The organism is Nonomuraea sp. NPDC049141 (genome assembly GCF_040648415.1).
Taxonomy (GTDB): Bacteria; Actinomycetota; Actinomycetes; order Streptosporangiales; family Streptosporangiaceae; genus Nonomuraea.
Map to the genome: position 1 here is coordinate 24,480 of NZ_JBEZDR010000026.1, position 20,707 is coordinate 45,186.

The 20,707-nt window shown below is 68.9% G+C and carries 22 protein-coding genes, 1 tRNA gene and 1 other RNA gene; 11 read left to right on the forward strand and 13 right to left on the reverse strand.

Features of this window, described 5'->3' with window-relative positions:
• Nucleotides 1-9: 9 nt before the first annotated feature.
• Complete coding sequence (locus AB0B91_RS51520; protein ID WP_358337899.1) at nt 10-759, forward strand: tyrosine-protein phosphatase; 750 nt, start codon at nt 10-12, stop codon at nt 757-759.
• A gap of 162 nt (nt 760-921) precedes the next feature.
• Nucleotides 922-2,118, forward strand: a complete 1,197-nt coding sequence (locus AB0B91_RS51525; RefSeq protein WP_358337901.1) for an amidohydrolase family protein — start codon at nt 922-924, stop codon at nt 2,116-2,118.
• On the opposite strand, the gene AB0B91_RS51530 is transcribed toward AB0B91_RS51525, so the two are convergent.
• From AB0B91_RS51530 to AB0B91_RS51545, 4 genes are all read right to left on the reverse strand, one after another.
• Nucleotides 2,115-2,471, reverse strand: coding sequence for a YkvA family protein (locus AB0B91_RS51530; RefSeq protein WP_358337904.1), 357 nt, complete (start codon nt 2,469-2,471; stop codon nt 2,115-2,117). The two genes, AB0B91_RS51525 and AB0B91_RS51530, sit on opposite strands and share 4 nt — an antisense overlap.
• A gap of 65 nt (nt 2,472-2,536) precedes the next feature.
• Entirely contained in the window at nt 2,537-3,955 is a 1,419-nt protein-coding gene (locus AB0B91_RS51535) for an amidase (protein WP_358337906.1), read from the reverse strand.
• A gap of 14 nt (nt 3,956-3,969) precedes the next feature.
• A complete protein-coding gene (locus tag AB0B91_RS51540) occupies nt 3,970-4,926 on the reverse strand; it encodes an LLM class F420-dependent oxidoreductase (RefSeq protein WP_358338337.1) in 957 nt (318 codons plus the stop codon).
• Nucleotides 4,927-5,026: 100 nt separating this feature from the next.
• On the reverse strand, nt 5,027-5,695 hold the full coding sequence (locus AB0B91_RS51545) for a TetR family transcriptional regulator (RefSeq protein ID WP_358337908.1): 669 nt from the start codon (nt 5,693-5,695) through the stop codon (nt 5,027-5,029).
• Nucleotides 5,696-6,195: 500 nt separating this feature from the next.
• On the opposite strand from AB0B91_RS51545, the gene AB0B91_RS51550 reads away from it, so the two are divergent.
• A complete protein-coding gene (locus AB0B91_RS51550; protein ID WP_358337911.1) occupies nt 6,196-7,080 on the forward strand; it encodes a hypothetical protein in 885 nt (294 codons plus the stop codon).
• Nucleotides 7,081-7,363: 283 nt separating this feature from the next.
• Here the strand turns inward: AB0B91_RS51550 and AB0B91_RS51555 are convergent, their stop codons facing one another.
• From AB0B91_RS51555 to AB0B91_RS51575, 5 genes are all read right to left on the reverse strand, one after another.
• Nucleotides 7,364-8,422 carry an aspartate-semialdehyde dehydrogenase gene (locus AB0B91_RS51555; protein WP_358337914.1) on the reverse strand — a complete coding sequence of 353 codons (1,059 nt, stop codon included), beginning with the start codon at nt 8,420-8,422 and terminating at the stop codon, nt 7,364-7,366.
• The gene (locus tag AB0B91_RS51560) at nt 8,419-9,693 is read right to left on the reverse strand and encodes an aspartate kinase (protein WP_358337917.1); all 1,275 of its coding nucleotides are present in this window, start codon (nt 9,691-9,693) and stop codon (nt 8,419-8,421) included. Before AB0B91_RS51560 ends, AB0B91_RS51555 begins: the two co-directional genes overlap by 4 nt.
• An 84-nt stretch (nt 9,694-9,777) precedes the next feature.
• Complete coding sequence (locus AB0B91_RS51565; RefSeq protein ID WP_219535007.1) at nt 9,778-10,308, reverse strand: DUF5063 domain-containing protein; 531 nt, start codon at nt 10,306-10,308, stop codon at nt 9,778-9,780.
• Nucleotides 10,301-10,900, reverse strand: coding sequence for a recombination mediator RecR (gene recR / locus AB0B91_RS51570; RefSeq protein ID WP_358337920.1), 600 nt, complete (start codon nt 10,898-10,900; stop codon nt 10,301-10,303). Before recR ends, AB0B91_RS51565 begins: the two co-directional genes overlap by 8 nt.
• 3 nt (nt 10,901-10,903) lie before the next feature.
• Entirely contained in the window at nt 10,904-11,254 is a 351-nt protein-coding gene (locus AB0B91_RS51575) for a YbaB/EbfC family nucleoid-associated protein (protein WP_214635096.1), read from the reverse strand.
• 573 nt (nt 11,255-11,827) lie between these two features.
• Here AB0B91_RS51575 and AB0B91_RS51580 point away from each other — a divergent pair.
• On the forward strand, nt 11,828-12,967 hold the full coding sequence (locus AB0B91_RS51580; protein ID WP_358337923.1) for a GAF domain-containing protein: 1,140 nt from the start codon (nt 11,828-11,830) through the stop codon (nt 12,965-12,967).
• Between the two features lie 284 nt (nt 12,968-13,251).
• On the opposite strand, the gene AB0B91_RS51585 is transcribed toward AB0B91_RS51580, so the two are convergent.
• Both AB0B91_RS51585 and ffs read right to left on the reverse strand, forming a co-directional pair.
• Nucleotides 13,252-16,026 (reverse strand): DNA polymerase III subunit gamma and tau, encoded by a 2,775-nt coding sequence (locus AB0B91_RS51585; protein ID WP_358337926.1) that lies wholly within the window; start codon nt 16,024-16,026, stop codon nt 13,252-13,254.
• A 31-nt stretch (nt 16,027-16,057) separates the two neighbouring features.
• Nucleotides 16,058-16,153, reverse strand: an RNA gene (gene ffs / locus AB0B91_RS51590) — signal recognition particle sRNA small type.
• A 105-nt stretch (nt 16,154-16,258) separates the two neighbouring features.
• Here ffs and AB0B91_RS51595 point away from each other — a divergent pair.
• From AB0B91_RS51595 to AB0B91_RS51605, 3 genes are all read left to right on the forward strand, one after another.
• Nucleotides 16,259-16,346, forward strand: a tRNA-Ser gene (locus tag AB0B91_RS51595).
• Between the two features lie 610 nt (nt 16,347-16,956).
• Nucleotides 16,957-17,190: a DUF6289 family protein gene (locus AB0B91_RS51600; RefSeq protein WP_358337929.1), complete on the forward strand. Its 234-nt coding sequence runs from the start codon at nt 16,957-16,959 to the stop codon at nt 17,188-17,190.
• Between the two features lie 74 nt (nt 17,191-17,264).
• Complete coding sequence (locus tag AB0B91_RS51605) at nt 17,265-17,510, forward strand: DUF6289 family protein (protein ID WP_358337932.1); 246 nt, start codon at nt 17,265-17,267, stop codon at nt 17,508-17,510.
• Nucleotides 17,511-17,555: 45 nt separating this feature from the next.
• On the opposite strand, the gene AB0B91_RS51610 is transcribed toward AB0B91_RS51605, so the two are convergent.
• Nucleotides 17,556-17,807 (reverse strand): hypothetical protein, encoded by a 252-nt coding sequence (locus AB0B91_RS51610; RefSeq protein ID WP_358337935.1) that lies wholly within the window; start codon nt 17,805-17,807, stop codon nt 17,556-17,558.
• Nucleotides 17,808-18,063: 256 nt separating this feature from the next.
• Nucleotides 18,064-18,228 (reverse strand): hypothetical protein, encoded by a 165-nt coding sequence (locus AB0B91_RS51615; RefSeq protein WP_358337938.1) that lies wholly within the window; start codon nt 18,226-18,228, stop codon nt 18,064-18,066.
• A 28-nt stretch (nt 18,229-18,256) separates the two neighbouring features.
• Between AB0B91_RS51615 and AB0B91_RS51620 the strand changes: the two genes are divergently transcribed.
• From AB0B91_RS51620 to AB0B91_RS51635, 4 genes are all read left to right on the forward strand, one after another.
• The gene (locus AB0B91_RS51620; RefSeq protein ID WP_358337941.1) at nt 18,257-18,790 is read left to right on the forward strand and encodes a hypothetical protein; all 534 of its coding nucleotides are present in this window, start codon (nt 18,257-18,259) and stop codon (nt 18,788-18,790) included.
• A gap of 18 nt (nt 18,791-18,808) precedes the next feature.
• On the forward strand, nt 18,809-19,474 hold the full coding sequence (locus AB0B91_RS51625) for a hypothetical protein (protein WP_358337944.1): 666 nt from the start codon (nt 18,809-18,811) through the stop codon (nt 19,472-19,474).
• Nucleotides 19,475-19,639: 165 nt separating this feature from the next.
• A complete protein-coding gene (locus AB0B91_RS51630) occupies nt 19,640-20,092 on the forward strand; it encodes a hypothetical protein (RefSeq protein ID WP_358337947.1) in 453 nt (150 codons plus the stop codon).
• 10 nt (nt 20,093-20,102) lie between these two features.
• Nucleotides 20,103-20,702 carry a cell wall protein gene (locus tag AB0B91_RS51635; protein WP_358337950.1) on the forward strand — a complete coding sequence of 200 codons (600 nt, stop codon included), beginning with the start codon at nt 20,103-20,105 and terminating at the stop codon, nt 20,700-20,702.
• Nucleotides 20,703-20,707 lie beyond the last annotated feature (5 nt).

Sequence of the window (20,707 nt, forward strand, 5' to 3'; positions counted from 1 at the left end):
GTAGATCGGGTGATCCGCCACATTGAGTTCGCCAATATCCACAATTTCCGTGACGTAGGTGGGTATCCCGCGAGGGACGGGCGGACCGTCCGGTGGCAGCGGCTTTATCGGGCCGACTCTCTTGGCTGGCTGGCGGGAGACGATCTCGTCACGTTCCAGACCCTCAATGTGCGGACCGTCATCGACCTGCGCCACCCCTTCGAGGTGGAGAAGAACGGCCGGGTGCCCGAGTCCGACGGGCTCGACTACCGCAACCTGCCCATCGAGGGCCGCCGCTGGGACCTCACCGCCTACGACGACCGGCTGGACGTCGCGCGCTACCTCGCCGACCGCTACCTCGAAGTGACCGAGGACGGCGTGCGCAACCTCCGCACCGCCATCGAGACGATCTCCCGGTCCGGCAGCGCGCCCGTCGTCGTGCACTGCGCGGCGGGCAAGGACCGCACCGGCCTGCTCACCGCGCTCATCCTGAGCCTCGTGGGCGTGGCCGACGAGGACATCATCGACGACTACGCGCTGACGGGCCTGGCCACCGAGCGTTTCATCGCGAGCTGGCAGCGCAGGAATCCGAACGTCGCCCGGTGGCCCGGTTTCGGAGCGGCGCCGGCCGAGGCGATGCGGTTGTTCCTCGCCGATCTGGCCGCCCGGCACGGCTCGGTCGGGAAGTACTGCACCGATATCCTGCAGGTCGGAGCGGGGACCATCGTAGAACTCCAGAAGAGTCTTCTCTCCGGGACTGATCCGATCTCCGCAGGGTAGGCGGCATCGGGGTTCGCAGGGCAGCAGCCTCGCAAAGCGGACCTCATGGCCCGGGGTCGCCACATCCCCCTCCCGGCGATCCCGGGTCCTCGGGCCGAGTGGATACCCAACGGAGACGTCGCAGCTTGTTCGACGTTATGCGGCCGTCGTACGGTTACCTGCGTGACTACGCCGCTGCTACCCGACCCGGATCCGAGGCGGCGCGACTATGTGATCATCTCCGCCGACGATCACCTGATCGAGCCGCCAGACCTCTTCGAGGGCCGGCTCGCGGAGAAATACGCCGAGGTCGCGCCCAAGGTCGTGGAGACGGAGGGCGGTCACCAAGTCTGGCGGTACGCGGGCGCCACATACCCGTGCGCCGGCCTGGATGTGGGCGCCGGCCTGCCACGCGAGCAGTGGACGCTCGATCCGGTCAGGTTCGAGCACATGCGTCCCGGTTGCCACGACATCGAGGCCCGCATCGACGACATGGACCTGGCCGGCATCTGGGCGGCGCTCTGCTTCCCCGGCATGCTGGCCGGCCAGGCGGGCATGCCGTTCGCCAGGACCCGCGACCAGGAGCTCGGCCTGGCCCTGGTCAAGGCGTGGAACGACTGGCACATCGACGTCTGGGCGGGCACCTACCCCGAGCGCATGATCGGCCTGCAACTGCCCTGGCTGCCCGACCCCGACCTCGCCGCCAAGGAGATCAGGGCCAACGCGGCCCGTGGCTTCAAGGCCGTGATCTTCCCCGAGTTCCCGACCCGCCTGCGGCTGCCGTCGATCCACAGCGGCCACTGGGACCCGTTCTTCGCCGCGTGCGAGGAGACCGGGACCGTCGTCTGCCTGCACACCGGGGGCTCCAGCTGGTCGCCGGTGCCCTCGCCCGACACGCCCATCGAGGCGATCACCACGCTGATGCCGACCAGCGCGATGTTCGCCTGCGCCGACTGGCTCTGGTCGGGGCTCCCGCTGCGCTTCCCCAACCTGCGCATCCTCATCGTCGAGGGCGGCGTGGCCTGGCTGCCGATGCTGGCCGCGCGGGCCGACTACGCGCTCGACCACCCCGTGGCGGGCGAGGCGCAGTGGGACGGCGGCCTCAAGCCCAGCGAGGTGCTGCGCCGCAACTTCTACTTCGGCACCCTCAACGACCAGGCCCTGTCGGGAGTGCGCCTGGCGGTCGGGCTCGACCACGTGCTGCAGGAGAGCGGCTACCCGCACTCCGACTCGACCTGGCCCGACACCCAGCAGGCGGTGGCCCAGAACCTCGGCACGCTCCCGCCCGCCGACATCGCCAGGGTCGCCTACGGCAACGCGGCCCGGCTGTTCGGCCACCCGCTGCCGTCACGTGCCTGGCTCCGGATGGAGGAGATCTAACCGTCGAGCTTGCCCTGGACCCTTCCCTGGATGACCTCGCGCTCCCAGTCCACGTAGCGCCCGCTCTCGCCGAGCAGCGAGGAGAGCAGCCAGAGGAAGACCCCGAAGTCGTCCACGACTCCGATGAGCACGAGGAAGTCCGGCACCAGGTCGATCGGCGAGATCATGTAGACCACGCCGAACCCCATCAGGGCCAGCTTGCTCTTGCCCATGCCCGCGTACTGACCGCGCATCACGGCGCCGATCATCCGCGGGATCGCTCGTAACCTGACCATCAAGCCCGGCGTGCCGGGCTTGCTCACTTCGCGATACGTACGCCAGGCCGCTGCAGCCCGTCCTGCCTTAGCCATCATGTCGCTCTCCATACCCTGGCCTCTCACGACATAACGCGTCATCGTGGGGGCCGAGTTCCCGGAGATCAGCGTACGGCTGCATGCTCGAACGGCCGGGCGGCCTCGATCTGCGCCGCGACCCTGACCAACAGGTCCTCCCGTCCGGCCGCGGCCACCAGCTGGACGCCCACCGGCAGGCCCGAAGCGGTCCTGTGCAGCGGCAGCGAGATCGAGGGCTGGCCCGTGGCGTTGACCGGCGCGGTGTAGGCGACGGCGTGCGCGGTCCTGCCGAACGCGGTGCTGAGGTCGTCCGGCGGGATCCACCCGAGCGGGAACGGCTCGACGCCGAGAGACGGCATCAGCAGCAGGTCGTACCCCGCACTCCACCACGCGGCCATCCGCCGGCGGAAGCCGTCGATCCACTGGGTGGCCAGGATGTGGTCGGCGGCGCTGTGCCCGCGCCCGGCGCCGACCATGGCGGCGTTGCGCGGCTCCAGCTCGTCCAGCTCGACCGGCTTGCCGCGCCAGACGCCGACGTTCTCGATCTCCGCGGCCAGGTTGTCCGACACGATCGCGCCGAAGCGGGCGGGGAAGCCATGGTCACCGAGCGCCTCGGGCCAGCCGGGGGCCACGTCGTGGCCGAGCGCCTCCAGCAGGGCGGCGGCCACGTCGACCGCCTCGGTCAGCTCGGGCGGCGCCGGCACGTCGCCTCTGGGGTGCGTGGAGACGAAGCCGACGCGCAGCCGTCCCGGATCCTCGCCCACCTCCTCGGCGAGCGGCCTCGGCAGGCGTGGGGCGTCGTAGGGGTCACCCTGCACGTAGCCGGACACGAGGTCGAGCGCCGCCGCGGTGTCGCGCACGCTCCTGCTGACGAATCCCTGGCACGAGAAGCCGCTCCAGCCCTCTCCGGCTGCCGGTCCCACACTGGAGCGCCCGCGCGTCGGTTTGAGCCCCACCAGCCCGCACAGGGACGCGGGGATGCGGATCGAGCCGCCGCCGTCGCTGGCCGTGGCGAGCGCGACCATCCCGGCCGCGACCGCCGCCGCCGACCCGCCGCTCGATCCGCCCGCGGAGTAGTCCGGGTCGTACGGGTTCCGCGTGGGCCCGAACGCGACGGGCTCGGTGGTGATCGTGCTGCCGAACTCGGGAGTGTTGGTACGCCCCAGCACCACGAACCCCGCGGCCCGCAACCTGGCCGTGCCGTGCCCGTCCTCCTTGACCACGACGCCGTCGAGCGTCCGCGAACCCGCGCTGTACGGCTCGCCCGCCTGGGGCCAGCCCAGGTCCTTCAGCAGGATCGGCACGCCGCGGAACGGCGCGCCGGCGGGGATGGCGTCGAGCTCGGCCAGTGCCCGCTCGAACCGCCGGCTGACCACCGCGTTGAGTTCGCCGTCGTGCGCCTCGATCTTGGCGATCGCCGCCTCGACCAGCTCGCGCGGGGACACCCGCCCGTCGCGGACGGCCCTGGCTTGCTCCGTCGCGTCCCACCTCAGTACGTCGTCCACCGCATCCTCCTGGGTCAGGCCGTGGGGGCCAGGTCGCGGACAGCCTGCGTGATGGTCACCTCGCCGCCCGGGATGGGCGCGAGCACGGGTGTGTCGAGGCCGTTGTCCACGTACTCCTGGATCCTGGCCCGGCAGGTCGCCGCGTCGCCGTGGATGACCAGCGCGTCGACCACCTCGTCCGGGATCGACTTCAGCGCGGCCTGCCGGTCGCCGGCCGCCCACGCCTCGTGCATCGGCCGCAGCACCTCGCCCCGGCCGAGCCAGTCGTGGAAGGCGGCGTAGGCCGGCACGGTGAGGTAGGCGGCGAGCATCCAGCGGGCCAGCGCGCGTACCTTGTCGGTGTCCTCGCTCACGCAGACGAACAGGCGGGCGATCAGCTCGGTGTCGCCGATCTCGGCCCGTACCTTCCGCACGTCGTCGGGCGAGAGCCAGTTGGTGATCGCGCCGTCCGCCTCCTCGGCGGCCAGGCGCAGCATCCGGGGCCGCAGCGCCGCCAGCACGACCTTCGGCGGGATCTTCGGCGCCCGCTCCAGCTTGAACCCCTTGATCTCGAACGTCTCGTACCGCTCCGACACCTTCTCGCCCGTCAGCGCCGCCTTGAGGAAGCGCAGGGTGTCGCGGGTACGCGCGTACGGCTTGGCGAACTCGACCGCGTTCCACCGCTCCACGATCGCCGGGGAGGAGGAGCCGATGCCGAGCACGAACCGGCCGGGCGCCAGGTCGGCCAGCGTGGCGGCCTGCATCGCGAGCAGCGCCGGGCCGCGCGTGAACACCGGCACGATCGCGCTGCCGAGCCGGATCCCCGGCGCCCACTGCGCGGCCATGGCCAGCGGCACGAACCCGTCGACACCGTTGACCTCGGCCGACCACGCGTCGGTGTAGCCCAAGCCGGGCAGCTCCGCGATCAGCTCCTGCGAGTCCGCCAGTGAACGGTCGTTGAACGGGATCGTCATGCCCCAGTTCTGAGTCATCGCGGCCTCCAGCTTGCCGGGCGGTTCAGGCTTCAACAGGGCGACCATACCAACCGGGCGGTATGTCGTCTCTGCCCTGCCGTTCCGGACTGCGCCCCCGTCAGGCGCGCAGCTCGTGGACCGCCGCGATGAAGTCCTTCGTGATCCCCCGCAGCCCCGGCAGGTGCGACAGGCCGACGAGCCGGTCCACCAGCGGCACCGTCACGTCGATCAGGCGATGGGTACGGACACAGCCGGGAGAGGTGTCGTGCACCCAGAACAGCACCATGCCCATCGACAGCAGCCACAGCAGCTCCGGCAGCTCTTCGCGCAGCTCGGAGTTCATGCGGTCACGCGCCCCCTCGACCACCTGCCGGTAGATCGCGATCCCCGCCTCACGGGCCGGCGAGGACTGGGCGCTGAACGGGCTCAGCGGGTTCGTGGGCTCGGCGGCGTGCTTGAAGAACTTCACCGCGAACTCGTGATACGGCTCCGAGACCCGCACCCACTCCCGCAACACCCCACTCAGCCTGGCGGCGAACGACGACTCCGTGGCCAGCAGGTCACGGCAGGCCGCCTCGTGCTCGGCCTGGGCGCGGTCGTAGTACGCCTGTATCAACGCCTCCTTGCTCTCGAAGTAGTAGTAGGCGTTACCGACGGATACACCGGCCTCGGCCGCGATGGCCCGCATCGTCGTCGCATCGAAGCCGCGCTCCCGGAACAGCCGCAAAGCCGTCTCGACGATGACTTCCCGGGTGCTCTCCGATCCTCGGTTTCGGGCTTCGGACACGTTCGTCACTTTACGTGGTAGTAGTGCGTTAGGTCAGGAAGGATCACGGTGATCCCCACCTCACGGCAAAAATGCCGGTGCGACAGGGGTTAGCTCGTGCGAACCATGGGATTGATGTTTCTGGCGGAAGGGCTATTCCGCGAAAAGGCATCGACATGTGGATACGTGGAACAGTACGGCTACTAGCGGTCGTATTCCTCAACATTGAGATCTCCATAATCGCGCTGGCGTCGGCCGCTTCCGCCGCATCGCAAGCTCCCGACCGGGGGCAGCGGCAGACACCATCACCGATCACTCGGTCCTACCACATCGGGGGGACGATCGAGGCGCGCCGCTGGCACCCTTCGGGGGATCCGGCCGATTTCGGCCCGAATCCCGCCCGGAACGACGGGGGCCTCTCCGCCCACGGCCAGAAGCCCATCGGACGCGACCCTGACAGGTCCGCGCCCGGCCGGGCGACGGTCGGCCGGGCGACGGCCGGCCGCGAGTCGGAGCCGACCGTGAGCGACCCGGTGCCGATCGCGTTCGGCCCCGTCACGGACAAGGACGGCCCGAAGACGGCCGTGAACGCGCCGGAGACGGTCGTGAATGCACCGGAGACGGCTGTGAGCACGCCGGAGACGCTCGTACGCGGCCCGGAGGCGGCCGTTCGCCACCGGGACATGACGAACCCGCCGACGGAGTCACAGAGCCTCGCACTCGTCGCCCAGCGACCCGACGCACCGGCCGAGCCGCTCACAGCCGCGGCGAAGCCCTCCGTGCGCTACGCCGGCATCGCCGCCAGGCTAAAACTCGACCCAGAAACCATGCGAAAACCCGGAAAAACCACGCGAAAGACCGATACGACTACCCCTCGAAAGACCGACACGGCCACCCAGCGAAAGCCGGTCACGGCCACCACGCGGAAGCTCGGCACCGTCGGCAAGCCTCTGCGGACCGCCCAGAAGACCGCCGGGGTGGACCTCACCCGCGTCAAGCCGAGGGCCGCGACCGTGCACCTGTCTCACGCGCTCGCCGCCGACTGGCTCCGGGACGAGGGCCTGCGGACGAAGTCCTCGGGCCACTGCACGAACCGGAACCTGTTCCACTGCACCTCCCTGGAAGAGGTCCGCACCTCGACCATCACACGGATGATCGAGCTCAAGCGCCAGAGCGGCTGCCCCATCATGGTCACCGGCGGTACGGAAACGGGCCACGCCCCGGGCCGCTACAGCCACAGCAAGGGCTACAAGCTCGACATCACGCACAACTCATGCATCGACCGATACATCACCAAAAAGAACGAAAAATCTGGCACCCGCGGCGACGGCGCCGCCCTCTACCGCTCGCCCTCGGGCACGGTCTTCGCCGACGAGATAGACCACTGGGACATCCTGTTCCGGTGACAGGGCCGACGGCCTCAGCCGCTTACCAGGTGGCCAACGAACCGGCCACGACACCGGCCGGCGTCCGCGGCGTAACGGCGGCGCGTCCGCCCACCTGGTAAGCGTCTCCCTGGACAGACGTCCGCCCACGTCGGCGGATGGCGGCCCACCGTGCCTGCCGTAAAAAAGACTGGTTCTCAAGAACAGAGCCCGCACAAACCCGCCCGTAGCGGGAAAAGCAGCGACGCGTCGCACGGGAACGTGCGACGCGCCGCATACAGAGCTCTGGACAGCTACAGCTCGGCTACAGCTCGGAAGCCACCAGCTCGGCGATCTCGGCGGCGTTCAGGGCCGCCCCCTTGCGCAGGTTGTCGCCGCAGACGAACAGATCCAGCGTGTTCGGGAAGTCCACCGCCTGCCGGACCCGCCCGACGTACGTCGGGTCGGTGCCCACGACATCCACCGGCGTCGGGTACACCCCGTTGGCCGGGTCGTCCATCAGCACCACCGTCGGCGCCGCCTCCAGCACCCGGTGCGCGTCCGCCACCGTGATCTCACGCTCGAACCGCGCGTGCACCGCCAGCGAATGCGTGGTGATCACCGGCACCCGGACGCAGGTCGCCGAGACCTTCAGGTCGGGGATGCCGAGGATCTTGCGCGACTCGTTGCGCAGCTTGAGCTCCTCGGACGCCCAGCCACCCTCCTTGTACGAGCCCGCCCACGGCACCACGTTGAACGCGATCGGCGCAGGGAACGGCGACTCCTCGGGCAGCCTGTTGGCCAGCACCTTGCGCACGTCACCCGCGACCTGGCCGATCGACCGGTCACCGGCGAGCGCCTCGACCTCGTCGTACAGCCGCGCCGAACCCGCCACGCCCGCGCCGGAGACGGCCTGGTAGGAGGCGACGACGAGCTCCGTGAGCGTGTATTCGGCGTGCAGCGCGCCCATGGCCGCCATCATCGACAGCGTGGTGCAGTTGGGCGTCGAGATGATGTTGCGCGGCCGCAGGCGGGCGTCGAGCGGGTTGACCTCCGGCACGACCAGCGGGACGTCGGGCTCCATCCGGAACGTGCCCGACTTGTCGATCGCGATGGCGCCACGCTCGGCCGCGATCGGCACCCACACGGCCGACACCTCGTCGGGCACGTCGAAGATGGCGATGTCGATGCCGTCGAACACCTCAGGCGCCAGCGCCTGCACGACGACATCCTCGCCGCGCACCTTGAGCAGCTTGCCCGCCGAGCGCGGAGAGGCGACGAGGCGTACTTCGCCCCAGATGTCGGCGCGGTTGGTGACCAGGTCGCGCATGACGGTGCCGACGGCCCCGGTCGCGCCGATCAACGCCAGATTGGGCCTGCTCATCGTCCTGAACCTCCGTACACCACTGCTGAGACCTGGTCCGCGTCGAGATCGAAGGCTCGGTGGGCGGCCGCCACGGCCGTGTCGACACCGTCCTGCTCGACGATCACCGAGATGCGGATCTCCGAGGTGGAGATCATCTCGATGTTGACCCCCGCGTCGGCGAGGGCCGCGAAGAACGTCGCCGTGACGCCCGGGTGCGAGCGCATGCCCGCCCCGATCAGCGACACCTTCCCGATCTGGTCGTCGAAGAGCAGCGACTCGTAGGCGATGTCGCCCTGGATCCTCTTCAACGCCGTCAGCGCCGTCGAGCTGTCGGTCGTGGGCAGCGTGAAGGAGATGTCGGTGCGACCCGTGGCCGCGGCCGAGACGTTCTGCACGATCATGTCAATGTTGATCCCGGCGTCCGCCAGAGTTTTGAAGATCGCGGCAGCCTCGCCGACCTTGTCGGGCACCCCGACAACGGTGATCTTGGCCTCGCTCCGGTCGTGCGCGACGCCGGAGATGATCGGCTGCTCCATCTCGGTTCCTTCGGTGTAAGGATCGGAAACGACCCAGGTGCCTTCTTTGGTGCTGAACGAACTGCGTACGTGGATCGGCACATGGAAGCGCCGAGCGTACTCGACGCAGCGCAGATGCAGGATCTTCGCACCGCAGGCGGCCATCTCCATCATCTCGTCATAGGAGATCTTGGGGATCTGCTGTGCCGCGCGCACGATGCGGGGGTCGGCGGTGAAGATGCCGTCGACGTCGGTGTAGATCTCGCAGACATCCGCGGCCAGCGCGGCGGCCAGCGCCACGGCGGTCGTGTCGGACCCGCCGCGGCCCAGTGTGGTGATGTCCTTGGTGTCCTGCGAGACGCCCTGGAACCCGGCCACGATCGCGATGTGCCCCCGGTCCAGCGCCTCACGGATGCGGCTCGGCGTCACGTCGATGATGCGCGCCTTGCCGTGCGTGGAGTCGGTGATCACACCCGCCTGCGAGCCGGTGAACGAGCGGGCCTCGTGCCCCAGGTTGGCGATCGCCATCGCCAGCAGAGCCATCGAGATGCGCTCGCCGGAGGTCAGCAGCATGTCGAGCTCGCGGCCCGGAGGCAGCGGCGACACCTGCTCCGCCAGGTCGAGCAGTTCGTCCGTCGTGTCGCCCATCGCGGAAACGATCACAACAACGTCGTTGCCGGCTTTTTTCGTCGCCACGATCCGCTGCGCGACCCGCTTGATGCAGGACGCGTCGGCGACGGATGAACCACCGTACTTTTGCACAACGAGCGCCACGAGAGTCTCCCGGTTCGGACTGTGAGCTGCCAGTCTACTGGGGGCCTCTCATGGGCCGAATGGTTCATACCACTATGTGGATGATCACACCGTCGTGGTTTCCTCCGCCACGTCGAGCCGCGAGTGGGCCGCCAGCGCCTGAAGTGCGCGCATGGCCGCGCCCGCGTGGTTGCCCCAAGTGTTGAAGTAGGAGTATTGCCACCACCACAACGCCTCATGCGGCCGCCCCGCCTGGAAGTGGCGCAGACCGTGAATGAGGTCGGCCGCGACCGCCGTCAGGTCATCGGAGAGCCGGTACGGCGTGACACCCGTATCCTTGTAAGGGTCGAACACCTCGGCATAGTCGTCGACCGCCTCCAGCAACTCCGACAACGCGGTACGCACGCCGTCGATGTCGGGATCCGCGCTCAGCGGCGGTTCGTAGTTGCCCGAGAGGATCACATCCTCGTTGGCGCCGAGCTTGGCGCCCGCCAGGCTCACCTGCGCCACTTCGACCAGCAACAGCGACCAGATGGCGTCACCGCCCTCGCCGCTGGCGACCCTGGTCAGGCCATCCACATAGTTCTGCGCGTGGCCGGCTATCTCCTCCGCCAGCGCGCTCCACTGGTCAGACATCCAGCAGCCTCCGTCCTTCGAATGCGCGGCCCAAGGTCACCTCGTCGGCGTACTCGAGGTCACCGCCCACAGGCAGACCGCTGGCCAGTCGTGTCACTTTCAGACCCATCGGCTTGACCAGACGGGCAAGGTAGGTAGCCGTCGCCTCCCCCTCGAGATTGGGGTCCGTGGCGAGGATGAGCTCCGTGACCCGGCCGTCGGCCAGGCGCGTCATGAGCTCACGGATGCGCAGATCGTCGGGGCCGATGCCGTCGATCGGGCTGATCGCGCCGCCGAGCACGTGATAGGTCCCGCGGAACTCGCGCGTCTTCTCGATCGCGACGACGTCCTTCGACTCCTCGACCACGCAGATCACATGAGTGTCCCGGCGCGAGTCGCGGCAGATGCGGCACTCCTCCTCGGCGGCCACGTTGCCGCACACCCGGCAGAACCTGACCTTCTCCTTGACCTCAAGCAGCGCGTGGGCCAGCCGCTTCACATCGGCCGGGTCGGCCGCCAGCAGGTGGAACGCGATCCGCTGCGCGCTCTTGGGACCGACGCCGGGCAGCATGCCGAGCTCGTCGATCAGGTTCTGGACGACCCCCTCGTACATGGCCTAGAACCCTGGCAACTGTCCGAGACCGCCGCCGCCGAGTCCCTGGGCCAGCGGGCCCAGTTTCTCCTGCTGCAGGTCGGCCGCCGCGCGCACCGCGTCACGGACCGCGGCGATCACCAGATCGGCGATCGTGTCGGCCGTGTCCTGCGGGTCATCGGCGTCGATCACGCTTGGGTCGATCTTCAGTTCGAGCAGCTCTCCCGAGCCGTTGACAACGGCCGTGACCATGCCGCCGCCGGCCGAGCCCTCGATCTGCGCGTCGTTGAGCTCCTGCTGGGCGCTCACAAGCTGCTGCTGCATGAGCTGTGCCTGCTCCAGCAGCTGCTGCAGGTTGACATCCCCTGGGTTCACCGTCGTGCGCTCCTCGTGGCTCCGCGTTCTTGACTGCCACGAGCCTACGGTGTTTGGGCCTCGTCATGTACTGGAGGGATGCCCGTGTTTCGCCTTGGCCGGATCCCGGCCCCCCTCCAGTGTCCGAGACCCGGCCAACACGCCGGCCGGAGCGGCCGCACCACGCCGACGCGTTGCCGCACGCTAGCCGCGACAACGTTGCACACACGTTGCGTTGATTCAATCACCCTTTGCAATCCCCCTTTGCAATCCCACCGAACCGGTTGCGCCCGCCAACCTCGAAGCGGATGCTCACCGTAAGTGATTGACTACTTGGAGTGTCTGATGCGTCGCACCCATCCAGACGCGTACTCCCGCCGGTCTCGCGGGACGCACGAAGCAGCGGTTACGCGGAAGGCCGCGCCCGAGGAAGCGCGCGAACTACCCCCTGCCTCCTGGCAGCGGTCCCCGGACGCGGGGAGCGCCCCCCCTCGCGAGATCTCCGACAACCACGAAACACCCGAGTCACACCCGTTGCAGCCCCTGCTCCCCTTACTCGCCCACATAGCCGATGAATCCGCCCATATCGTGGTCGTGACCGACACCAACGGCAGGGTCCTGGGACGTGACGGCAAGCCAGACGCGACCCACGCCCCCGACCAGACCGGCACCACCGGCACCACTGGGAGCACCGGGAGTATGGCCACCGCACCGGCCACCCGCCCACCGGTGCGGGTCTACCCGGACGAACAACTCATGCGCATGCTGCACGTCCAGTCATGCAGCGCCGCCCCGATCATCGACCCCGACACCGACCAGGTACTCGGCTGCGTCGACATCACCGATCCGGCGCGCTCTCCCCACCCGGCCGCGGTCGCGCTGGTCTGCGCCACCGCCAAGCTCGCCGAGACCCAACTCGCCCTGCGCATGCACGAACGCGACGAGCGCCTGCGCCGCCGCTACGAGGCGCTGGGCGGCCGCCCCGGCATCCTGCTCTCACCGACGGGCCGCGTCATCTCCGGAGACCCCCTGGGCACACTCGGCGAACGAGTCCCGCTACCCGCCCCCGGCGAGCGCATGATCCTCCGAGACGGCCGGTTCGTCCTCCTTGAACCCTTCTCCGACGGCTACCTCCTGCGCACCGCGCCCCCGCCATCCACCCCCGCCCCCACCCGCCTCCGTCTCCACGGCTTCCTCGGCGAAGACTCACCGACGGCCCTGGTGGGCGAGCGCCACCTGCCCCTCTCCCTCCGGCACACGGAGATCCTCGCCCTCCTGGCACTCCACCCCAGCGGCCTCACCGCCGAACAACTCTCTTTCCACCTCTACGGCGACGACGGCAACCCGGGGACGATCCGAGTCGAGATCCACCGCCTCCGCGCCGAACTCGGCGACACGATCGGCGCCCGCCCGTACCGCCTGACCGCGCCCATCGAAGCCGACTTCCTGGAGCTCAGACACCTCCTGGCCAGCTCGGACCCCACGTCACTGTCACGCGCCTACACCGGCCCCCTGCTGCCCCGCTCAGAATCCCCCGAGATCCGCCGCGAACGTGACGAACTCGAGGTCCAGGTACGTACCTGCCTGCTACTGCGCGGCTCACCCGACGACCTGTGGGCGTACGCGCAGACGTCCGAAGGCCGAGAAGACTTCGAAGTCCTGCAACGCCTCGCCACCGCCCTCCCCGCCACCGACCACCGCGCCGCCGCCGCCCGCGCCCGCCTCCGCGCCTGACCCTGCCCACCCGCCTCCCAGATCGACTCCTCGCACGACCAAGTACGGGACGCTCCCTTGTCAGCTTCTCGCACGGCCAGGGACGCTCCTGCCGTCAGCTCCTCGTACGGCCCCGCGCGGGAAGACCCTCGCCCACCAGCTCTTCACCCGGCCCGGCGCGGCGCGGGGACGCTCCTGCCCTCAGGCCCTCGCACAGCCCAGCATGGGAAGACGTTCGCCCGTCAGCTCTTCGCCCGGCCAGCGCGGAAGGCGCCCCTTGAATCGGTGCCGCCTATCAGGTGTGGTCAGATTTCGCCGATCACCTGGGCGCCGAGCTGGCTCTGGAGGAGTGCCATGCCGGACAGCTCGTTCACGTCCGCGTCGGCGTCGTTCAGCGGGTCGACCTCGTCGGCCTCCGGGCCTTTCCGGCGTTCCGGGACCGCGTCCGGCCAGGCAGCGGAGCCTCCCTGACGGGGCGCGGGGGCTCTGGGTCCCGCTTGGGCGGCTGCCATCGCGGCCGACCGTGCGGCAGCCAGACCGGCCCCGGGCGAGCCACCCCCGGCCGGAGGGGTTCCTCCGGGAGCGCCCGAGCCGGCGCGTCCCTGAGGGCGGGCCCCGGAAGTCGCTTGAGTGGGGTCCGGGGTGGGCGGAGAGCCGGGGCTCGGGTCGTCAGGGGCGTCCGGCCAGGACTCGTCCGTCGTCTGGCGGCCACCGCCCTGGGCCGCCTGGTCGGCGGGTCCGGGGGGTTGGCTCGCCTCCTGGGAGCCGGAATCGTCGTCCGACGAGCCATGCGAACGAGTACGGCCGTGCCCCGACGAAGGCTGCCCACCCTGGGCGGTGGTCTGCGGGGCCGCACCGGAGCCTGGCTGGTTGTACCGGGAAGCGCCCGACGAATCCTGCTGGCCTGGGTGTGAGCCCGGCTGAGGACCCGAGTGAGAACCCGGCTGGGGGCCGGACTGGGGACCGGACTGGGGACCGGACTGGGGACCGGACTGGGGACCGGACTGGGGACCTGAGTGCGAGCCCGGCTGAGGACCTGAGGGAGAGCCCGGCCGCGGGCCGCCGAAGCCCTGAGGGACCGGGGAACCGCCCACGACCGCCTCGACCCGCCAGGTGCCGCCGAACACGTCGCCCAGCGCGCTGGCCACCACGGCGTCCTTGCCGCCACCGGTGAAGTTCTTCATCGCGCCGACCTGGCCGAAGCCGAGCGTGACCAGGTTGCCCTCGATGCCGACCACCTGGGCGTTGGTGCTCACGTTGGCCCAGACGACGATGCTGCGCTGCTTGAGCGCGGCCAGCACGGCGGGCCACTGCTGCTGAACCGCCCCAGCACCACCCGCCGCGGCCCCGCCGCTCTGAGCCGACGAGCCTTGAGCCTGGGACCCCTGACCGTAGGACGATTGCCCTGGAGCCGGCTGCCCCTGAGACGCGACGGCTTGCGACGACGGCGCCTGCGACCCAACGCCATGCGACGCCGCACCCTGAGCCCCGTCGGCTGACTGCGCGGGCCGACCGGGACGTGCCGGCTCCGGCCAGTCGTCGGCACTGCCCGCCTGGGAACCCGCGCTCGTGGAAGCACTCCCGGCCGAACCACCCGCTCCCGGACCGTCGGCCTGCACGCCTGCCCCAGCCTGCGGCCCACCGGCAGGCGCAACACTCCCCGCCTGCGAGGCACCGCCGGCGTACGCGGCACTCCCCGCGTGTGCGGCATCACCGGCGTACGCGGCGTTGCCCGCCTGCGGACCGCCACTACCAGGATGCCCGGCACCACCAACCTGCGCGGCGCCGGCCGCGTAGGAGCCCCCGGCCACGTGAGAAGCGCCACCCTGCGCGGACGCAGCCCCCGGTTGCGGCATGGACGGCGGACCGGAGTCCGCCGCCGTGCGGACCGTGCCCGCGGCCCGGGCGGCCATCTGGGCGACGGCGCCGCCACGTTCGAGGCGTTCGAGGCGGGCGAGCAGGGCGTCCTCGCCCTGCGAAGCACCGGGCAGCAGGACGCGAGCGCACATCAACTCGAGCAGGAGCCGCGGCGAGGTCGCGCCGCGCATCTCGGTGAGGCCGGTGTTGAAGATCTCGGCGGCCCGCGTGAGCTCGGCCGGCCCCATCGAGGCCGCCTGCTGGACGAGGCGATCCAGCTCGTCGGCCGGGCGGTCGAGCAGGCCGCTCGTGACCGCCTCGGGGACGTTCGCCAGGATCACCAGGTCGCGGAAGCGTTCGAGCAGGTCGGCGGCGAACCGCCGGGGATCGTGGCCACCCTCGATCACCCGGTTGACGGTGTGGAAGACCTGCGCCCCGTCACGGGTGGCGAACGCGCCGACGACCTCGTCGAGCAGGTCACCGTCGGTGTAGCCGAGCAGCGAGACGGCCTTGGCGTAGGTGATGCCGTCTTCCTCGGCCCCCGCGAGCAGCTGATCGAGGATGGACAGCGAGTCACGCGCGGATCCGGCGCCGGCGCGTACGACGAGCGGCAGGGCGGTCGGCTCGAACGGCACGTCCTCCGCGAGGAGAATCTCTTCGAGCAGCGCACGCAGCGTCGCGGGCGGCATCAGCCGGAATGGATAGTGGTGGGTACGCGACTTGATGGTGCCGATGACCTTTTCCGGCTCGGTAGTCGCGAAAATGAACTTCAGGTGCGGCGGAGGCTCCTCGACGAGCTTGAGCAGCGCGTTGAAACCCTCTCGGGTCACCATGTGCGCCTCGTCGATGATGTAGATCTTGTAGCGCGCGGAGACGGGCGCGAAGAAGGCTCGTTCGCGCAGGTCACGCGCGTCGTCCACACCACCGTGGGAGGCGGCGTCGATCTCGATGACGTCGAGGTGGCCCGGCCCGGTGGGGGCGAGCGCGACACACGACTCGCAGACACCGCACGGATCAGGGGTGGGCCCCTTCTCGCAGTTGAGCGAACGCGCCAGGATGCGGGCGCTGGAGGTCTTGCCGCAGCCGCGCGGCCCGCTGAAGAGGTATGCGTGGTTGATACGGCCCGTACGCAGTGCCTGCCGGAGCGGATCTGTGACGTGCTCCTGACCCTTGACCTCAGCGAAGGTCCCAGGTCGGTACCTGCGATAAAGCGCAAGGCTCATGCGACCATCCCGCCTGCGAGGGGGCTCCCAACGAAGAGACCCCCCGCACACCCGCCAGAGCCCGCTTATCCTTGCTGCCTTCCGGCCCTGGGGAGGTTCACAGGATGACGCCGCGCGAGGGGTCCTTGGACAGTCTAGCCACATCCGGCAGTGCTCGCTGCAGCTGAACCGAGGCCTCGCCACACGTAAATCGTGGTCTCGGCACGTACCGGAGTCCGGTAAGCTACTTGGCGGAGGATTCGCCTAGTGGCCGAGGGCGCACGCTTGGAAAGCGTGTAAGGGGCAACCCTTCAGGAGTTCAAATCTCCTATCCTCCGCCAGTCCAGAAGGGGTGTGCCGTGATCACGGCACACCCCTTCTGGCGTTCGGACCTCAATTGACGCCCGTCTGGGCACGCCGAGCCTCGCGCAGGGCCGCCAGACCTCCCCGCCTGATCCGCGCGACCCCGGCCGCGGGCCAGAGCCTGACACAGGTGCCGAGCCTTGGTCCGGCCGCGCACAGCTCAACGAGCGAGATTTCCGCCCCGCATTCCGCCGCGAATTTCGGCATGAATATCTATGCAACCCCTGTATCCCTGCCGTATATCTCCGGAAAATTTTCTGCACGCGATGACCGGCTGGCGACCTTACCCGATCCGTAGATCAAAAACCGGCTTGAGGTGCGTCCGAATTATCGGGACAGCGCAGGTACGGCTGGCCCGAACAGCGGACATAACGCCAGGCGAGCACGCCGATACGCATCATCAATGATCCGATAATAACAACACGCCATAACGCGTTCCGCGAATGCACCAGTCTTTCTACAGATCGTCATACATGTTAGTAAGTATTGCGTTTCATGCGGACGGGACAGATCATTTTGATCATGGGTTGGGTCGCCTCCTGCCAGGAGGGGAGTCCCACACCGTTTCGTGCTCAGGAAGGACGAGTCATGATCCGTCGCGCACTGGTCGCCACAGCCGTGGCCGCCACTGCCCTCGTCGCCCTCCCCACCGCCCCCGCGCAGGCCCAAGCCTGCCCGATCAACTACCACTGCATCACCACGTACTACTCCGACTCCGCCCACACCACCGAGATCGGCCTGAGGGACGAAGCCTGCGACGGCACGTTGTACGTCTGGGGCACGCGCAGCATCTATGTGGACCTCTACTGGAGCCCCTGCTGAGCGGAACCCGGGCAGTTCTTCCCCACCGATCTGCTGAAGCTCCACGTCGTCTTCGTGCTCAGAAAGGACCGTTCATGATCCGTCGCGCACTGGCCGCCACAGTCCTGGCCGCCGCCGCGCTCGCTGTCGTACCGGCCACCGCGCAAGCCGGCACGCAGGGTTTCAGGTGCCCGGCAGGCTACATGTGCAACACCGCGTACTACTCCGACGCCACTCACAACAACGTGGTTGGAGCCAAGACAGAATTCTGCGACGGTGAGGTCTCGACCTGGGGCATCGTCACCCGCTACAGCGTCTGGACCTCGTCCGTCTGCGGCTGAGCGAAGGCATCCGGCGGGGTGGCGCACCGGCGCCCCCGCCGGATTTCACATCGCGACGTCGATCGCGGCGTCGATCTCCCGGGACACCTGCTCGATCCGTTCCTGCACGAACTCCGCGTCGAGCGCCTTGGGCAGTGCCGCGAGCTTCGCGTCGACCTCGTCCATGATCGCCTGGGCCTGGCGTTCGGCGTCCCGCTGAGCGCTCAGGATCGCCTCGCCGACTTCCCGGGCGAGAGCCTCGGCGTCCAGTCGCTTGCTACGCGGCGCGAGAACGAGGTCCCGTACTCTTCCTGCCATCGGCCACCGCACGGACCAGCCCTTCGGCCCCCTCACCCGCACCGGTGATCCGCCCGAGCCGGGCATGAGCGTCACGTAGACCGCGGATAGCGTCCTCCGCCCGCGGCAGCAGGTGGTCCAGGTATTCACGGTCTTCCTGCATGGACGACGGTCGCACGCGGCCCCCACAATCACGTCTGGTGCGGAAAGCCTTCCAGCCGTGGCCTGGCGGGAGCGAGCATTTACAAGTTCCTCGAAATGTCCGCCAGGCTGACAGTCACTGCGCGTTCGCGGAATGCGTCCAGGCCGGGGTGCGCACGCTGTCCGCCCATGGCGCCGTGCTCGACACCACGGGAAGCGGCTTGGGGGACACGGCCGCCACGATGAGAAACGCCGACGCCGCGAGCGTCATCCCGGCGACAGGGATCACGGCATAGGTCACGCCGCCCCTCATCGAGGAACTGGCCCAGTTGATCGGCGTCAACGTCCTCGACGTCGATCCCGACAAGGTGGTGACGGACGCGAGAGCCGTGGGCGACACCGTCCCGAACCTGACCACACTGTCCGAGAACGCCGACTCCACCATGGGGCGGGCGACCGACGGCTACGAAGGACGATCAGCGACGGCGCTGGCGGAGAACTGGCAGCGCAACGGCGGCGGGCTGCATCGAGGAACTCGGCGGAAGGGCGGTCAGCCCACGAGGCGGCCTCGGCAGCCCCGCGCTGGCCGGGCCGGGCGGCCGGTTGAGCCCGTACGAGAACGGACCGCCTTACGCACGAATATAAGTTGGGGCAAGAAGGACAGCACCGGCAAATTTCACGGCAACGTGCCCGACAGCACAGCCGGGATGACGGAAAGCGAGAAGCGGAGGGTGAAAAAGACCTGGAGGACAGCGTCAAGGCAAGAGAGGAAGAAGAAGCCTGGCTCGGCTTCTCCGACGCCGGTCACCAGGAAAGAATGCGCCGAGAACGGGAAGCCCTGGAAAAGCTCAAAGACGATCTGAATGATTGGTGAGAGATCCATGGACAGGCAGCCAGGGGACGACCTGATAGAACGCATTCGTACGCACCCCGGCAACGACGCCGTCGTCGGCCCCGCGGCCAATGACCTGCTGGACGAGCTGTACGCGGGCTATCCCGTCGAGAACCTCGGCAGACTCCTACACAGCGACGACAACGCGTCCGTGAGGACGGGAGCCTGGCTGCTCTCGGAGCTGGGCGAGCGCGCCGCCCCCATGATGACGGAAATTCCGGCACTCCTCGGCCACCCACTCCTCTATGTAAGATTCTTCGCCGTCGAGGTCGTGGTGACGAACGCCACCGACGGACCGGTGATCGCGCGAACCCTGAACCTGAGCCAGGACCCTGAACCTGCCGTGCGCTGGAAAGTACTCCGTTTCCTGGCCGTCGCGACGGTCGATCAACTGGCGGCAGGAGTGCCACATCTACCGCCGGGCCACATCAGAACTCTGACGGAATGGCTGATCAGCCAGGAATCCGAGCAGGCGGCCCCCCGCGAGATCATCGAGCGGCTCGAAGCCGACGACCTGACCACGCGCCTGTTCGCGGCAGCGGCGGCGGCCCGCCTGTCCGGAAGGGGCGGCGAGGACTCGACGCTTCTGGAGCGCGCCGCCGACACGGAGACCGAAGAGATCCGCTCGTTCGCCCTGGAGCGACTGAGGCGGTAGCAGGGGCAAACAGCCCGCCTCGGCTGCTCGCCGATGCCTGCCCGCCGTACCGGTGGAGGCATTTGGGCATTGACGAAAAATTCTTACATGTTTTGATGGATCAAGTTGGAAAGTTTCACGACCTCATCGGGGGACCGTCCGGAGCCAACCCCAAGGAGGACGCGCATGGCGCGCAGCCAGCCCACTGACCCCCCACCCATCGACTTACTCGCCGCCGTCCGAGGAGAGGTCTCCTGGTTCTGCTGCGGCACAGCCTGGGGACCATGCAGCACCACCGGCAAGGGAGCCTGTGGCACCTGCAACTCGGGAAGCCTCCAGCACGCCTGGCCCAACACCTCCGACGCCTGCTGGGCGATCACCCACCCCGACACCTGCGGCTTCAACCTCTCCCGGCGGACCTGCGGGTTCCAGCACAAGATCACGGGACTGTGCAGCGGTTCCAGCGTCGTCACCGCCATCGCCGACTGCGGTCCGCAGACGGACCTGTTCTGCGGTGAGAAGAGCTGTTGCGGCGCGACCTGCGCCGGCGACCGCATCATCGACCTCACCCCGGCCGCCTACAGCAAGATCGCCAGCCTCTCCACCGGCCTGCGACCGTGCGAGATCTCGACGCCCTAGGGAGCTGACGATGACCAGCAGACGGCAAATGCTCAAGTCCGCCCTGCTCGGTGGCGGTGCCAGCGTGGTCGCCGCGACCGCGCTGGGTTCGCTCGGCCCTGAGGCGGCGTTCGCCTCGGCCAAGGTGCAGGAGGTCGAGCCCGGCGCCCCCGACCCCAACTTCGCCGAGGGCCGGATCCGCTCCATCAAGGACAACACGCTCCTCGTCCTGGGCTCGAACATGGTGTTCCACAACATCAGGGTCGTGGACGGCACGAGCCTCTGGAAGCTGGGGCCGGTCCCCTTCGACCAGGCCAAGCCGGGTGACGGCCTGTACGCCCGGGGCGTGCGGATGCCCGACGGAGTGCTCGCCGCCGAGGCGGTGTGGCTCAACATCGTCAACATCAAAGGCCACATCAAGAACATCACCAGCGACAAGCTCCACCTCGACCACAACGGCCAAGAGGTCCTCTGCCACGTCGTACCCGGCAAGTCGGTCGCCATCCATTCCGAGTCACCGGCGTCCTCGGACCTCTCGATGCTGCGGGTGAGCCAGCACGTACAGATCCTGGGCGCGTGGCGGCCGGACACGAACGAGGTCGACATCGCCACCGTCTTCTCCCCTCACTAGGAGCG